Annotated in this window: 14 protein-coding genes; 3 read left to right on the forward strand and 11 right to left on the reverse strand. The window is 43.9% G+C overall.

Annotated features, from left to right (window positions below; translation table 11 throughout):
- Nucleotides 1-106 precede the first annotated feature (106 nt).
- From R7Q38_RS03130 to R7Q38_RS03145, 4 genes are all read right to left on the reverse strand, one after another.
- The gene (locus R7Q38_RS03130; protein ID WP_318114042.1) at nucleotides 107-466 is read right to left on the reverse strand and encodes a glutaredoxin; all 360 of its coding nucleotides are present in this window, start codon (nucleotides 464-466) and stop codon (nucleotides 107-109) included.
- Between the two features lie 111 nt (nucleotides 467-577).
- Complete coding sequence (locus tag R7Q38_RS03135; protein ID WP_017635869.1) at nucleotides 578-1120, reverse strand: hypothetical protein; 543 nt, start codon at nucleotides 1118-1120, stop codon at nucleotides 578-580.
- Nucleotides 1107-1652: a YaeQ family protein gene (locus R7Q38_RS03140; protein WP_005375627.1), complete on the reverse strand. Its 546-nt coding sequence runs from the start codon at nucleotides 1650-1652 to the stop codon at nucleotides 1107-1109. The genes R7Q38_RS03135 and R7Q38_RS03140 overlap by 14 nt, the downstream gene beginning before the upstream one ends.
- A gap of 89 nt (nucleotides 1653-1741) precedes the next feature.
- On the reverse strand, nucleotides 1742-1951 hold the full coding sequence (locus R7Q38_RS03145) for a cold-shock protein (RefSeq protein ID WP_005375625.1): 210 nt from the start codon (nucleotides 1949-1951) through the stop codon (nucleotides 1742-1744).
- Nucleotides 1952-2316: 365 nt separating this feature from the next.
- Here R7Q38_RS03145 and R7Q38_RS03150 point away from each other — a divergent pair, with 365 nt between their 5' ends.
- From R7Q38_RS03150 to R7Q38_RS03160, 3 genes are all read left to right on the forward strand, one after another.
- Nucleotides 2317-2604 carry an alternative ribosome-rescue factor A gene (locus R7Q38_RS03150; protein ID WP_017821594.1) on the forward strand — a complete coding sequence of 96 codons (288 nt, stop codon included), beginning with the start codon at nucleotides 2317-2319 and terminating at the stop codon, nucleotides 2602-2604.
- A gap of 239 nt (nucleotides 2605-2843) precedes the next feature.
- Nucleotides 2844-4286: a diguanylate cyclase domain-containing protein gene (locus R7Q38_RS03155; RefSeq protein ID WP_239938643.1), complete on the forward strand. Its 1443-nt coding sequence runs from the start codon at nucleotides 2844-2846 to the stop codon at nucleotides 4284-4286.
- Nucleotides 4287-4619: 333 nt separating this feature from the next.
- Nucleotides 4620-5510: an RNA polymerase sigma factor RpoD/SigA gene (locus tag R7Q38_RS03160; RefSeq protein WP_017635872.1), complete on the forward strand. Its 891-nt coding sequence runs from the start codon at nucleotides 4620-4622 to the stop codon at nucleotides 5508-5510.
- A 26-nt stretch (nucleotides 5511-5536) separates the two neighbouring features.
- On the opposite strand, the gene R7Q38_RS03165 is transcribed toward R7Q38_RS03160, so the two are convergent.
- The 7 genes from R7Q38_RS03165 to R7Q38_RS03195 form a co-directional block, all read right to left on the reverse strand.
- Entirely contained in the window at nucleotides 5537-5911 is a 375-nt protein-coding gene (locus R7Q38_RS03165) for a hypothetical protein (protein WP_005375619.1), read from the reverse strand.
- 105 nt (nucleotides 5912-6016) lie between these two features.
- Nucleotides 6017-8155 (reverse strand): ATP-binding cassette domain-containing protein, encoded by a 2139-nt coding sequence (locus R7Q38_RS03170; RefSeq protein WP_053809549.1) that lies wholly within the window; start codon nucleotides 8153-8155, stop codon nucleotides 6017-6019.
- Nucleotides 8152-9738, reverse strand: coding sequence for an ABC transporter transmembrane domain-containing protein (locus tag R7Q38_RS03175; RefSeq protein WP_239938645.1), 1587 nt, complete (start codon nucleotides 9736-9738; stop codon nucleotides 8152-8154). Before R7Q38_RS03175 ends, R7Q38_RS03170 begins: the two co-directional genes overlap by 4 nt.
- Entirely contained in the window at nucleotides 9728-11152 is a 1425-nt protein-coding gene (locus R7Q38_RS03180; RefSeq protein ID WP_042521475.1) for a TolC family protein, read from the reverse strand. The genes R7Q38_RS03175 and R7Q38_RS03180 overlap by 11 nt, the downstream gene beginning before the upstream one ends.
- On the reverse strand, nucleotides 11127-13358 hold the full coding sequence (locus R7Q38_RS03185) for a response regulator (protein ID WP_054577120.1): 2232 nt from the start codon (nucleotides 13356-13358) through the stop codon (nucleotides 11127-11129). The genes R7Q38_RS03180 and R7Q38_RS03185 overlap by 26 nt, the downstream gene beginning before the upstream one ends.
- A gap of 3 nt (nucleotides 13359-13361) precedes the next feature.
- Entirely contained in the window at nucleotides 13362-14711 is a 1350-nt protein-coding gene (locus tag R7Q38_RS03190) for an HlyD family type I secretion periplasmic adaptor subunit (protein ID WP_005375593.1), read from the reverse strand.
- 9 nt (nucleotides 14712-14720) lie between these two features.
- A complete protein-coding gene (locus R7Q38_RS03195) occupies nucleotides 14721-15089 on the reverse strand; it encodes a hypothetical protein (protein WP_031777210.1) in 369 nt (122 codons plus the stop codon).
- Between the last annotated feature and the right edge of the window lie 4 nt (nucleotides 15090-15093).

The raw sequence follows: 15093 nt of genomic DNA on the forward strand, positions 1-15093 counted from the left end.
GAAGACTGAATAAGGAAAGCTCGCACGGCAACATCTAGCTAGAAAAAATAGAAAAGAGGCACCGTTAGGTGCCTCTTTTACATCCGCCAATGTTCATAGGGGGAACTTAGGCAAATTCTTTTTCAACGTAAGCGACGATGTCAGATGACTCGTATAACCACTGTGTCTCGCCTTCTTTTTCGATACGAAGACAAGGGACTTTAACTCGCCCACCACCTTGCTCTAGTTCAGCTCGATGAGTCGGGTTATTTTTTGCATCACGTAGCTCAATGTTCACCGATTGACGCTTCATTGCACGGCGGACCTTTACACAAAAAGGGCAGGCTTCAAATTGGTAAAGTGCGTATTGTTTCGCTTTTTCATCAATACGTTGCTGTTCTTCTGCGGTGCGCTTAATACCACGAGGTGAGAACACCGCGTTCAGCAATAAGATAACCTTGCCTAAAATCCAACGGATAAACTTCATAATGATCCCTTGATGTTCATTGGGTAATTGTCCTTTAAGAATGCAATCATGATGCTTGTTGCACTGGACGTGGAGTCTATCAGTTGTTTGAAATGGATAAAACCATGTATTTTATGCGGAAAATAGACGTTTAAACCAACCCCAAAAGCCACTTGCTGAAGCCGGACGGGCTTCTTTACCTTGATAAAAACTTTGCATGAGTTCGGTTCTGAATGCATCAACGTCCATGCGTTTCATGACAAGTTCGTGCTGCAATGTATTTTGAGTCTGCTCGGCATGATCGTGCGCCAAGCTGAAATCCATATTTAAATAGCCTTGCGTGTATAACCAAAGGTGGGTGACTAAGATTAGGTCTTCAGCAGATTGGTTAGTAAACTTATCCGCGTGCTCATTACCCAAGGAGTCAGTCAGAACTTGCTGCATACGCTGGGTAGAGTGAGCATGTTGCTCGTAGTTAGCACTTGCTTCAATATGTGATTTGGTCAAAAGGCCAAGCAGGTGAAGAGTAGGTGCTGTTGTGGGTTTGTTCTCACAAACTTTTGTAAATAGTTGTGACTGTTCTTTTAACCAACGCCGCTTTGCTGCTTTATGTTCTTTAACAAAGGGGATTTCTTCAAATCCCATCTCTTGACTCAGTTCACTAAGAGACGTCATGGTTTTTTAGTTCCTTCACCGTTACTTCGATATGTTGATCATTGATATCAACAAAAATTGAGCTGCCAGTAATCATAACAGAAAGGCTAGTACCTCGGTCAAGATGCTGACAAATCAAGTCGATAGCGTCATAGTCAAAGCTCTCTACGTTGACGGGAAGCATTGAGAACTTTCCTGACATTTTGTCCCACCAGACAGCCGCTTTGGTGTTATAAGTGTAAACTTTTACATGCTTTGCGAGGCGAGAAGCTTTCTTAATTCTGTCTGGTTCTGGTTCGCCAATTTCAATCCAGTGAGTAATGCTTTGATCATCGCCAACATGCCATAAATCAGGCTCTTCAATCGTAGAGAGTCCTTTTGTAAACTCCAGATTGCTTTGAGCATTTAAACAGTAAGCTAGAATGCGAGCCAACATTCGTTGCGGCTTTTCAGAAGGATGAAGGGCGATAGTTAGATTTTTAGAATCGTAATAGTCATTATTCATATCGGAAATGGCGATACGAAATTTGTAAATGGTTGGTTTAAGAGCCATAGATTTATATCGTTTTGTTGGCAAAATAAGTTTTAGGCAAAAAAATAGCCAGCTTTAAAAGCTGGCTATCGTATCAAATTCTTTAAGAATTAAAGTACTTTGATTTGCTCTGCTTGAGGGCCTTTTTGACCTTGAGAGATAACAAATTCTACTTTCTGGCCTTCAACTAGAGTACGGAAGCCGTCACCAGTGATTGCAGAGAAGTGAGCAAATACGTCAGGACCGTTTTCTTGTTGAATGAAACCGAAGCCTTTAGTTTCGTTGAACCACTTAACTGTGCCAGTAGCTGTGTTAGACATGTCTATTTCCTAAATATCTAAATAATGTAATCTTTCGCCTCAACGGCGCTTATAGCGTGGAAAAATAAATTGCTATTGCGTACCACAGGACGACGGGTTACAAGTAATCCAACGAAATGTGAAAACAAAGAACTTTCTTTCTAGCCGTGTTTGAGTCTAGGTTAATTCCACGAAGAGTCAACATATATTAGTGCTTTATGGACAAATATTTGTATTTAGTCACTATTTAACCAGCATGTTTTTGATTAAATTTCAAATAAATGACGGTGATGTGAAGTTTTTTAGCATAAAATTCAACTAAATCTATAAATTTGACTTATTTATATAATTATTGTCCAATCTGGTTCGACCATTAAGGAGGATTTATGGCAAAGCGTAAAATCAGTCCTCAACCGAGTGGCTCACAACATGAGACCGACTTCGGCAGAGGTGAAATCAAAGACAACGCGTTAAAAGCGGTTGTTACCAGTCAGCTGTTCCAAACACGAGTCGTTAAAGCGAAAAAAGGTAAAGGTAGCTTCAGCCGTAAAATGAAGCATAGAGGCAAAGAGCCCTATTCAAAGTTCTCCCCAAGGTGGATTTTGAATAGGGCTTTTTTATTGGTACTAGGTGTTTGCAAAACTGATGATATTCAATTTTTTAGTACCAGATAAGTTTTCCTAATTTATCATGTACTGCTTCAACTGCTTCAACTGCTTCAACTGCTTCAACTGCTTCAACTGCTTCAACTGCTTCAGCGAACCAGGCGTTGAAAGTACCAATTAAGTACTAAAACTTACTAAGTTAGATTCATATCAATAAGCGTCACTTCCTGTCTTATGCAACTCTACTATATCTTTAGTCTAATCAAACAGCCGAGATTATGGTTTAAAAAGACTGGTGAGAAGTAGGTATGTCATCGACGAGTTATGGTACTTATGGTTGCAAATGTAAAAAAGCGTGTGCTTCTTTATTACTACTGTGGCTGTCCATTTGTCCGATGGCGCATGCGCACAAATCAGAGTCTCATTCTTTAATTGTTGCTAACTCCAAAGCGTGGAAGCCGTTCTCTTACCTTAGCCCAGATGGTGAACCTAAAGGTATTTTAATCGACTTTTGGAAAGAGTACGCGGCGAACAACCAAATTGACGTTCAGTTTCTCCTTTTGGATTGGGATGCTTCTTTGCAAGCCGTAAAAGAGGGTAAGGCTGACTTTCACGGAGGACTTGTCTACTCGCCCGAAAGAGCGAAGTATATGGACTTTGGCGCCGTCATAATGCCTATCCAAACCAAATTGTACGTAAATAAAGATGTACTTTCGGTTGATATCAGGAGTGTTTTAACTGGCGAAATGACGCTGCCAATTGGCGTTGTTAAAGGAAGTTACGAGTCTGAGTTTGTTCAGACGAATTATCCGAATGCACCTATCGCAGAATACATTAACAATGATTCGATGATACAAGCCGCCGTCGATAAAAAGGTGCTGTACTTTGTTGCAGACCTGCAAGTTGCTAACTTTTATATGGCAACCTCGCCGGGAGCGGGTATGTTTGTCCCGACAATTAGCTTATATAGTAAAGATCTTCGGATTGCAGCAGGAATGCACAGTGCAACTTCCATTTTAGAGGTATCAAGAGCGTTTGAAAAAGTCATCGATACGGACCGTGAGCGGATCCTCACCCGTTGGAGTGTGGTGAAAACGGTTTATCCACTTTATCTTTTCCCTATTGCTATTTTCATTATGGCGGTTGCAACGCTTTATCATATTTTTGCCCTCAAACGTATGGTTGCTCTTCGGACAAGGCAATTAACGATTGCCAATCAGCAATTGCTAGAGATGACGTTGACGGATTCTCTCACAAAGCTATACAACCGTAGACACCTGATTGAGCAATTGGCGCTACTGAATCATTTGAAGCGAAACTTAACGGTGATGGTGTTTGATATTGATGATTTTAAATCAATCAATGATCGATATGGCCACCTTGCTGGAGACCGAGCAATAGTTGCCATCGCAGAAGCCGCTAAGTCGATGACTGATGACCGAATGACATTGGCGAGAATTGGAGGAGAAGAGTTCGCACTCGTTACGTCGTCTCTGTCAGAGCGAGAAGCACTCAATTTTGCGAATATGCTTTGTAAAGCCGTTTACGATCAGCCTGTTATACTGGGCGGACAAGCAATTCATTTGAGTATCAGTTTGGGCTGTGCTTACTATCCTGAGTTTACCCACATCGTGAGCTTGCAAGATGCTGACGAGTTGATGTATCAAGGTAAGTCTGAAGGAAAGAATCGTGCAGTTTTCCAAGTCATAACAGACTGTCAGCTTCAACCTGCGCTTCGTCAAGTGAATTAGGTCTCGCTAATTCAACTGATACTTCAAAGCATCCTCAAGCCTCAAAGGTTTAGTCAGAGTAACGTGGTAAGCGTTGACGACCACGTTGCGTTGTTTTCTTTGAGGCCAATTTGCGTACAAATACTATCACTTTCATATATATAAACCCCCGCCTGCTCACGTTTTTATCATAGAAGCAGTAATTGTTTTAAAGTGATAAGTGATTTCTTGGTAAAGATCAGAACCCCTGTCTACACTCAGTGTAAAGTAATGCATATAAAGCATGATGCATACAGTGTTGTACAAAAACAATTAAAGAAGATAAGAAATAAGTTGGCTTGAGAAGGACGGGGAATGAACAACGAATGCTTTGCTAGGTTCCGAGCTGTCACGGATGAACTGTCAATGAAAGAATCGTTGTCAGTTGGGAAAGACCCTTATGCTCACTATCTCAAAGATATTGTGGGGATTGATTTGTTGTCTCGTGAAGAGGAGTTGCATTACGCCAAACTTAATCGAGCTGGTGATGAAGAAGCGCGCGAAATGTTGATTGAGTCTAATCTTCGACTTGTTGTGAAAATCGCAAAAGGTTACCTCAAACGGCCAGGTAATAACTTTACTCTGCTCGATTTAATAGAAGAAGGTAACATTGGTTTGATAAAAGCGGTCGATAAGTTCGATCCTGAGCCAGGCTACCGTTTTTCTACTTATGCGGTATGGTGGATTCGCGAGAATATAGAAGCGGCATTAATGAACAATGGCCGCACGGTACGTTTACCTGCTCATGTGTGCAAAGAGATAAATAGCCTGGCTTTAAAAAAGCTAGATGCGTCAAAAAGTGAGAGCAAGGAGTTGTCTATTTCTGAACTCTCACGCTGCTCAGGGGTGAAAGCAGAACGTATAGATGAACTTGTTGCTCTAAGTGGTTTTATTGATGTATCGACCACTGCGGACCTACATCGTGTTCCATTTGTTCTTGAACTGTGTGAAAGTGAGTACACGCCAGATCCACAACAAGACTGTGAAAACCAGTGCTTTACTCAAGCCATTGAAAATATTATTAAAACTTTGCCAACTAAGTTGCAGAAAGTCTTGATCCATCGATTCGGATTATTTGACCAGAGAGTGAAAACCTTGTCGGAAATAGGCCTGTTATTAAACGTATCTAACGAGCGTGTTCGTCAGATGCAGATAGAGGCGGTTGAACGCGTGCAGAAACGTCTCCGATTCGATGGTTGGGTTTGAGATTTTTAGCCCCTTATCCTAGCTGATTAATTTACTGGCTTGCTACTCTGTTCTTCCGTAAGTAACAGCAGCTCAAGCTGTGCTTTAGCTGCTGCCTCCAATCTCCATACACTCAATAATCGGTTAAGTGCTGCGCGATAAGTACGACTTTTGAGTAAAAAAGCGAGCGTACTTGTGTAGTTGTTTACGACTTGCGCTTGTGTCTCGACCAAAGCAGTTTTGTTTTCGATGTCGATGTGTTGAAGGTTAAAGTCAGGAAGAAACGCACACTCATACCATACCTCTACAATTTCACGAATTTCGAGTTCTTCTTCAGGCACGTCGAAGTCTTGTAACTGGTAGTTTTCTGGTATCGTTGATAAATAAACCACATCCAATTTGTCTGCAACAAATGTATACATCGGATTCCTTAGTGTACGCGCTTACAGAGTAAATAGTCTCATCGTTTACATTTTTGTCAATGACCGTGCTCAAGTATGAATGATGAACCACACCACATTCCAAACTTAACTTAGACTTTTTAAGTACTTATCGGTTAACCCGAAATACTTCAGGTTGCCATCTGGCTCCAAGACTAAGCTCATATTGGATGTAGAGATCATGCCCGGATCATTCGTTGAGAAAATAACGGTCTTATTGAGTAGTTTGTCGCTAAATAACCGCTTGAAGTAGTGGGAATTTTCTTGCTCTGCACCATTAAATGGCTCGTCAATGATAATCAAAGATTGTTCGCAGTTGCCTAGCCCTAATGCGAGCCGCAGTCTTTGTTGAATACCATTTGGTAAACTTTTACAGATATCAACGCTCAATTGAGTGTCCAGGCCTTGTGGCAACCATGTATCGAGCTCAAAGAAACTCACCATTTCACGCATTTTTTCTGTTGGGATTAACCCATTATGCAAGATGAAGTTAGTCTCCAAGGAGCCTTCAAAAATATGCAGGTTAAACGGGATGTAGTTAATCGAGGTTCGATAGCGGTAACTGTTGAATTGTTTGATGTTATAACCGTCCACCGAAACTGAGCCTTGATAGCGTTCCTCTAGCCCAGCGATAATAGAAATGAGCGTCGTTTTACCGCAACCTGTTGGTCCACAAATCACAACTTTTGCGCCCGGTGGAATTTTAAAACCAAGATTAGTTAAGCCTGTTGCCGCACCACTATAACGATGGCTCACACCAGAGCCGACGATACTACCTTGAAAGAGGCGAATAGGGGGGCTTTTCTCTAACGTTAGCTTATCGTCATTCATCGCCATAAGGTTGTTGATTTGCGCAGAAGACGCCTTAATGGATTGGAACTTAGAAATAGAGTTGTAGATGCCCATAATAGGCCCCAACGCCTTCCAGACTAAAATTACGGTAGCAAGCATTGCACCTGCATCGGAGGTGCCGTCCATCACGCCGATAACGGCCGCGACGATACTTGCGGTACCAATAACCTGAATCAAACTCCCGCCTGCTGCCTGAACCCTGCTATTAGTCACTGAAACATGTTCTGCATCGTTGGTGCTTTGTAAATGCGATGCGCTAAAGCGGGACTGGATAACACGCAACAATGGCAAGCCTTGGATAGTTTTTATACCACGAAGAATCTCATTCCATTGGTAAGAAACCATGGCGTTGGCGCGAGAGCTCTTGGACGTGGCTTGCGAGTAGATGTAACGAGAATAAACACAGAACACCAACATTAGAATCAACCCCGCCATAACGACTAGCGCCGCGGTACCAGACATAAGAGCAATGGCAATAATGAATACGATAACAAACGGCATGTCGAAGTAGCTTAATGTTGACTCTGCGGTTACCAAACGGCGGAACGTGTCGATGTCTTTCAAACGCGCTAACTGAGAAGAGACACCTGCGGTGGATGTCATCGAATAAGGAAGCCACAACAGTTTGGATATTACGTTTTGAGAAATATGCACCGCCAAATCCTTTCCTGATGTGGCGATGATGTTGACCCGCATTTTCTTGAAAAAGTATTCCGAGAACCCAACAATCACAGCAAATAACGTGAGCCAATAAAGCGTGGCTTGCGAGCTAGAGGTTAAGGCGAAGTTGTACACACTCATAATAAAAAAGGGCTGGAGTGCGCCGAGAATGCTGACCACGAAGCTGAGAATAATCAGGCTTTTGAGTTCATTGTTGTAGCGATAAAACGCGTATTTAATCCAGTTACTGCGGTCTTGAGATTCAGGTGGCGGTTCTCGGAATAAGCGGGAGTATTCGCTGATCGAGACCAACAAGCACGGCTTCTTGCAGAGCGGGTATTCAATGGTGTTGTTATTTGTGTAATCAAACAGGATCAGTTTGCCGTCTTTAGTGCCCAAGAAAATCGCAGTGAGGTTTTCTATCTCGATAAAACAAGGATGAGGATGCCCCTCGATGTGCTCCAACGTTTTTAGTTTGGTGACGTCACAACGGTAACCAAGGCGTTCAATCGTAGCGATAAAACTGTCGCTGTCTTTTGGTTTAGGGATAAAAGCGTCGCTGAGGATAGAAGGTGTGCCTTCCCATTCAAGCGCTATGAGGGTGTAAGCTAAACCACGAATCAAAGGTGACTGATTGTATCGCTCGTCATAACTGCGAGCCTCAAAGTCCAACAAGCGCTGAGGGACATTATTAAAATCAACCAAAATACTCATTGGTCACCTCCGGTAAGTTTGACGCGTTTGAGGCGATGATTGAGTTTGTCCATCTTGTTGCTGACGATGATGAGGATTTTGTCGTTGGCGCGATAGGCGGTGCTGGTCAAAACCAATCGAGCAAAGTCGTCATCATAAACACAGTCGATGTCGTCGAAGATCAACACACGTTTGTTCGCGAGTAAGGCACGCACTAACAACAAGGCATAAGCGACTTGGCGCGAGAATGGGTTGCGTAAATGTCCTTTAAGCTCGGTGTAAAAACCAGCGGGAAGGGCATCGATTTGTGCCTTGATGTTCATGGTTTCGCAAAGCGCAAATGCCGTGTTGTTTAAGCTCGGGCGGAAGCAAGTCAAGTTGTCGATGATGGTGCCTTCGACGAACGAACTGGTTTTGTCGACCATGAGCACGCTATTACGCCAGACGTTGTAATTGACGTCATCAAGTGGTGTCTCGTTGATCTTAATGTCCAGTTTGTTGTCGGTGTTTTGCCGCGTAACGCAATTGGCAAGATGGGTTTTGCCTGCGCCGCTTTTCCCCGTCAGCAAGTAAGCCTGGCCACGTTCAAACTCGATGCGTTGCTTTTCCGAATACTTCACCGAGATGCGCTCGACTTCTGTCGTGTCATTTTGTTGTTCTACAGATGCAGCAAGTTCAAGCAGCTCGGCGATACGTTGAATATGAAGCTTGTTCAACTCCCATCGACTCACCGTGCGCATTACTTGCTGGTATGGCGCGAAGTAGCGGTTGGTAAGCATGATGATGGCAGCCATGATGCCTTGGCTAGATTGCATGTTGATAACTGCCGTTGCCAAAACTACCACCACACAAGCAATGGAGAGCTGTTGTATGAGCGACAAGATAAGGCTGAAGTTCGATTCGATTTGCTCGTATTTGATGTTCTCGACTTCACGCTCTTCCACCATTTGTGTCATGAGGCTCTCAACGCGATATTCCATATTGCGCGCTTTGATATCGAGTGGGCTAGAGATGATCTCGATGATTTTAGAAGTAGTTAAGCCTTCGATGTCGGATTTGTTTTCTAAGCTGTTGATTTTCTGCTTAGATAGGCTCAGTGCGAACACCGCCAAAATGATGGAGGCGAGCAAGATGGTCACTCCCGCCCAAATGTTGATCACACCGATAATCAGAATGGTCAGTATGCTGACGGCAAGGTTGATCAATGCCCGTACAGATTCTCCGCCAAAGAAGGATTTAATCTCTGGAATGGTCGCAATACGCTCTAGGTATTCACCGGGTTCTAGACGACGAAACTTCGATATCTCAGCCAAACAGATTGATTGAAACACCTTGTTGGTTAAGTTGGTTTCGAATTGCTTCATGATCACCGACGAAATCTTCTCTTCCTGATTCTTTAAGTGATAGTCGAGGAAGATGGTGATCAAGATAATGGCAAACAGAAGAAACAGCGTGTCTTTGGCTTGGTTAGGTAAAACACGGTCAAAGATAATAAGAATCGAAAAGGGCAGCACTAAACCAAACAGTGTTGAGATGACCGTTGAGAAAGTCAGATAACACTTGTCAGCAAAGTTAATCTTTTGGGAAAAGTGCTCAGTTTGCATTGCGACCTCCTTTCTTAATCGATGGTTTAGAGAGAAGGTGTTTTGGAACTAAGTCTTGATTGCTTCTGCCTTCGATATCGCTCATCAACTGCATGATGCTTTCGATAGATTGAACCGATAGCATGCCTTTGATTTGCTCAAGATTGATCGATTCAATGATGTAGTCATAGCGCGCGCTCTCGTAATCACGTAGCGCGCTGAACAGTTTACTTTCCGCTGCCAGTAAGTCGGTAATGGTTCGCGTACCAAGCTGATAGGCGCGTTGAATGCCTTTGTAGGAAGCGTAGTTGGCACGGATGATGTTCTCGTAACTGCTGATGGCGCGGGAGAAGTCATTAATGTTGAGTACTGAGGTGTTAACGCTATTGCGCGTCGCGAACAATGAATCTTGGTACAGCAGCTCGGTTCGCTCGATGGCAGTCGACGATTTTTGATAACCGTAGTAATCCGAACCGCCGGAGAAAATTGGCACATTCAAGTTCAACCCGACGCTGGTCGAGTTACTGTCCCCTGTTGCGGTTGGGTCGGTTCGGTCATAGTTGTTCGCATCGTCGTAACGGTAACTGGCAGAGAGCGATACGGTCGGCACAAAGTTTGAACCGCTTTCTTTCAAGCCTCTTCGGCTGCGCTCGACGGTTTTCTTCGCAACCAATAAGTCGTTATTGAGCTTCAAAGCTTGTTCAAGAATCTCACGTTGTTCGGATTCGCTGATTTCCGCCAAGGGCACGCTTTCGTAGATGTCCTGTGATGGGGTGACTGGGTATTGAACTTGAATCTCTAAACCGTTCAAAATTACGCGCCGGTCTTTCTCTAAGGTTCTTAAGCGATTGGCAATGCCTTCTTTCTGGGCAATTACCTCATACAACTCGCTCGCCGCAGTGTTGCCAAGTTCCACGTTGCGACGCATTTGGCGCTCACGTGTTTCAGACGATTTAAGTTCTACTTGGGTGGCTTTGATTTGCGCGTTGTTTTTGAGGTATTCGAAATATTGCGTCGCGATTTCAGAAATGGTGCTCTGGATTTTGTTCTCGTGTTTGATTTCTTCAATGTTGAAATCAAGCTTCGCGGTGCCGTATTTAAAGATGTCACCAAGGTTAAACACCGATTGGGATAAAGACACACTGTAGCTGTTCGAGTTGTAGCTAGAACGTGTATCCGGTGTTCCCGTTAATATGGTTTCGTTTTCATTCCATGTGGTATCAGCAGCACCGTTTAAAGAGGGTAGAAACTTAGAACGGCTAATGTCGATGTTGTATTCGTTTTCTTCCACGCCTTTGTCACTAGCGCGCAGAGATAAATTGTTTTCCAAGCCGAGTTTGACCGCCTCAAGCAAGGTGGTCGCCATTGCCGAAGGAGCATTGCTCAATGTAAGCGCTGCCAATACGCAGCTAGTTAAGTTTCTGTACCGCCACATACTTGTTGATCACCTTGATGATTTCGTCGTTTTTATAAGGTTTGCTGATCACGTAATCCATTCCAGCTTCGATACAAGCTTGGTGTTCATTACTGCTGGTCAATGCTGTCGCGCCTATGATGGTGCAAGGGTTTTGTCCGCTCTCTTGTTCGTATTGTCGAATGCGTTTGGTTGCTTCAATACCGCCCATGCCAGGCATGATGCAGTCCATAAAAATGATGTCCGAGCGCTGATTCATGAAGTGCTGAACAGCGTCTGCGCCATCGCCAACGGTGTCGGCTTCGTATTCTTGCTTGCTCAAAATACGTTTGAGTAGAATCTGTTGAACACGGTCATCTTCCACAATCAGGAATGAGCTGTTCTCCATCTGATCTTCTGAGGCTTCCGCTTCCATGATTGCTAAAAGATTGGGGATAAACTCATACGGAATCGCAGGGGAGTTCAGAATCTTGTCGACAAAGGTATGGCTCTCTTGCGCTTGCTGAGTGCTAGTGACCGAGAGCAGCAACTTGGTGTTCGGGTGATTGCGCAGTTGCGATTTCACCGTTTTGCTCAGTGAGGGCAGCTTGTTTGGCTCGAACGTGTCGGTCAGCATGATGGCATCGTATTCGCCAAAGGTTTTTGCCGCAGAGAAGAGTTCGTTCGGCGTTCGAATTGGCGTAATCTCTAAGCCCAAGTTGACTAACATTTTGCTCATCACATCAATGCGCAGCTGAGAGTTGGCACACAGTAATAGGCGCTTATTGTCGAAGCGAGTTTTCTCGGTGTGGAAGCTTTTGGCTTTCAAATCGAGCTGAATTTGAAAACGTTCCTGATTGCCCGATTGATACCAATGGCTCTCGTAATAGCCATAATCTTTCAACACGCTTTTCGCCAAATCGTCTTTGGTTGCAGTGTGCTGTTTATGGTCGCTCCAGTGTAGGGTATTGAGCTTGGCAAGCGGCACATCCAGCGTGGTTAAGAAGTTTAGATTGATGGTCAGGCGGGTATTTTCAATGTCTGACGCCGCACCTGATTCAATGGTGACAAACAGTTTCTTGTCGGCTTTGAGTTGGATGGCATTTGATAGCTGAAGGAACAACACCCAGAATAAGCTGGTGGATTGTCCTTCAACACGGTTTGGTAAGTTATCTGAGATAAAGCAGTCTAGCTCACCTTCATTTCGCTGCACTTTTGAACTGATGTGAATCATCAATTCAGACAGTACATTCAGCAGTGAAAACTCTTTCGATTTGCTCTCGGTCCCTTGTGAAATGAGTCGGTTGTAGTTCTCTGCCAATTCAGACAGGGTATTGGCAGCCGAGGTTATATCTTGCGCCATCAACACGCCGCTCTCATCGGTCTCTTGAACGAGATATTGCACGCCGCCGTTAATGGTGTTGGTGATGCCACGAATCTCGTAACCAATCAGAGCATAGAGCTGCTTGTAGAGATCGTTATTGCGTTTTTGTTCTTCGAGTTTGCTGAAAATCAGTTTTAGGTGAGAGTAGATCTGACGCTGCTTCGGATTGATGCTCACTTCATTCAGCAACTCTTCCAACCTTTGTAAATCCAGTTGTTTGAGCTCTTGATAAAGCTCATCGAATTCTTGGTCAATGTCACGCTCATTCGAGCTGGATTTTTTCAGCTTAAGGATTGCCACCAAGTTCGATAGCACTGCGATACCAACCAGTACGACAACGACCACAAACAACCAAATGAAGAACTCGTTTTTCTCCATCATTAGGTCGCTCGCATGGTTGTTAAATATGGTCCGGTAGTTGTCGTCCATTTGTAGGTAGTTATTGGTGAGCGAGAGGTACAGTGCCAACACATCGTCGCGTGTTTTTTGGCTGTCTGAGAAGCGATTGATTGCCAGTTCAAGCTGCGTGTATTCGGTCGCGCCCACCAAGCTAAACTCGGTTTTGTTGAGTGACGCGAGCGACTTAAATTGGTCAATTTCGTCTTTCAGAACCTCAAAATCAAGCTCTGTTGTACTGCAATAACGTGCGCTTAAACAGCGTTGAAGCGTTTGAATATCAAACTCGATAGTTTGGTTGAGCTGTTGAGCTTGAACCAAAAGAGGCGCGTTTTGCACTTTCTCGACTGAATCCACTTTGTCCCAAGAGATATACAAATAAAAGGCGAGGGCAGCCAGCATCAAGCTGAAAGCAATGCTTAGGCGCATAACAGGAACGGAAATATTGTAAGAAGGCTTGCTACTCATCCATCACCTCTCATCGAATGCGTCTTCGATAGCCGACATAACCGGCTTCGCTGCGTATTCGATAACCCGGCGTGAACCTGTTTTCACGTCTGCGGTAAACTCCATATAAGGGGACAGCTTGTATTGTGTACCTCCGCGCTCTAGATAGTTTTGACTGATTTGGATTTCCGCGAGGTAGAATTCAGCGTCTTCTTCTTCATAAGAAGAACGGCTGATCGATGCAATTCGACCTTCCAAAAATCCGTATTTGGCAAAGTTGTAGGTATCCATCTTCACTTTGACCGCTTGTCCGATTTCTACAAAACCCATGTCTTTACGCGGGATCTTCGCCTCTCCATGAAGGGCGTTATTGATCGGTGCAATGTCCGCGATGCTTTCACCTGGCGGTATCACAGCGGAGCGGAAATTGAAGTGCACTTTATCTACTACACCGTCAATAGGGGCGTAAACCACGAGGCGATCCACTTTATCTGAGTGTTGAGGACGTAATATACGTTTCAACTTTAAGTCCTTGTTTGCTTGAATGATTTGTGCTTGATACTCGGCATTACGATTCTCCACCAAGTCTCGGTACTGCTTCTCTAGTTTGTCGAGTTGGAAGCGCTCATTCATGACCGACTCATCAAGGTTTTCAATCTCACGCACCATGTTTGACTCTTGAACCTGCATATTCAGAACATCGACGTAAGACGCCATTTCCTCCTTGTACAAGGTGTTTTTAATATTGAGCTGCTTGCGTATTAAGGAGAGCTGGTTCTCGGAGCTTTTACGGCGCTTGAGCATTGAATCAATAAGCGAATTCTTATGTTGGATATCGTGAGTGATCAACTCTTCATTGGAACGGTTTTTAGAAAATTCTTGCTGCCAGGTATTCATGTTGACTTGCACTAATTCTGGGTACTTTTCGATGTAGGCAGAAAAATCGGGTTCCACCATATCGCGCAGGCTTTCGTAACGAATCTTGTCTAGCTCAAGCTGAATGATCTCTGTGTTTACCGTATCAAGTTGAGTGTTTCTATCCAGAGAGCGAAGGCGTGCAATAGGTTGACCTTCATAAACCACTTCGCCTTTGCGCACTAGCATTTCTTCTAGAATACCGCCTTCAAGGTGTTGCACTTTTTCGATGTCAGATTCGAGCAATAGCTCACCGCGCACCGACACCACAATGTCGATACGAGCCTGAGATGCCACGGCGATAGCCACCATGGAAAGCAAAAAGATAACCAGCAAGGTTTTGTGTACGCTGGTCATTGCACTGGCTAGCACGATTGTATCGTCTGTTGTTACCTTCGAAGCTTCGTTGTTCGAAACGAGCGCCTTTTTGAGGTGATGTTCTATTTGCTTATTACTCATGAGCCACCCCTACGATTCACTACCTGTGCGGCTATCGATTGAATTTTCGATTTTTAACAGCTGGCTAATTTGTTTGTTTACGTTGTTAAGCTCGGTTTTAACGTCCTCAATCAATTCATTAGGAGCAGGGAAATGGTGTTTGTTTAAGTGTTCAAGCTTTGCCAATTTTGGTGGTAAGTCGTCATCACATAACAAGACGAGAATGGTCTTTAGTCTTTTTGAATAACATCTGAGTGCTTCAAAACGGTTTTGTTTATGCAGCATCTCAATATCAATCCCTGCGTCACTGAAATCTTGGTAAAAATCGCCTAATAGCAATTGCAGCCCTTTATGGCTATTGTCGACTGAGCGCAACAGATTTGTCATATTTATCATTATCCCA

The organism is Vibrio sp. Vb0598 (genome assembly GCF_033338935.1).
In the GTDB taxonomy this organism is placed as follows: domain Bacteria; phylum Pseudomonadota; class Gammaproteobacteria; order Enterobacterales; family Vibrionaceae; genus Vibrio; species Vibrio alginolyticus.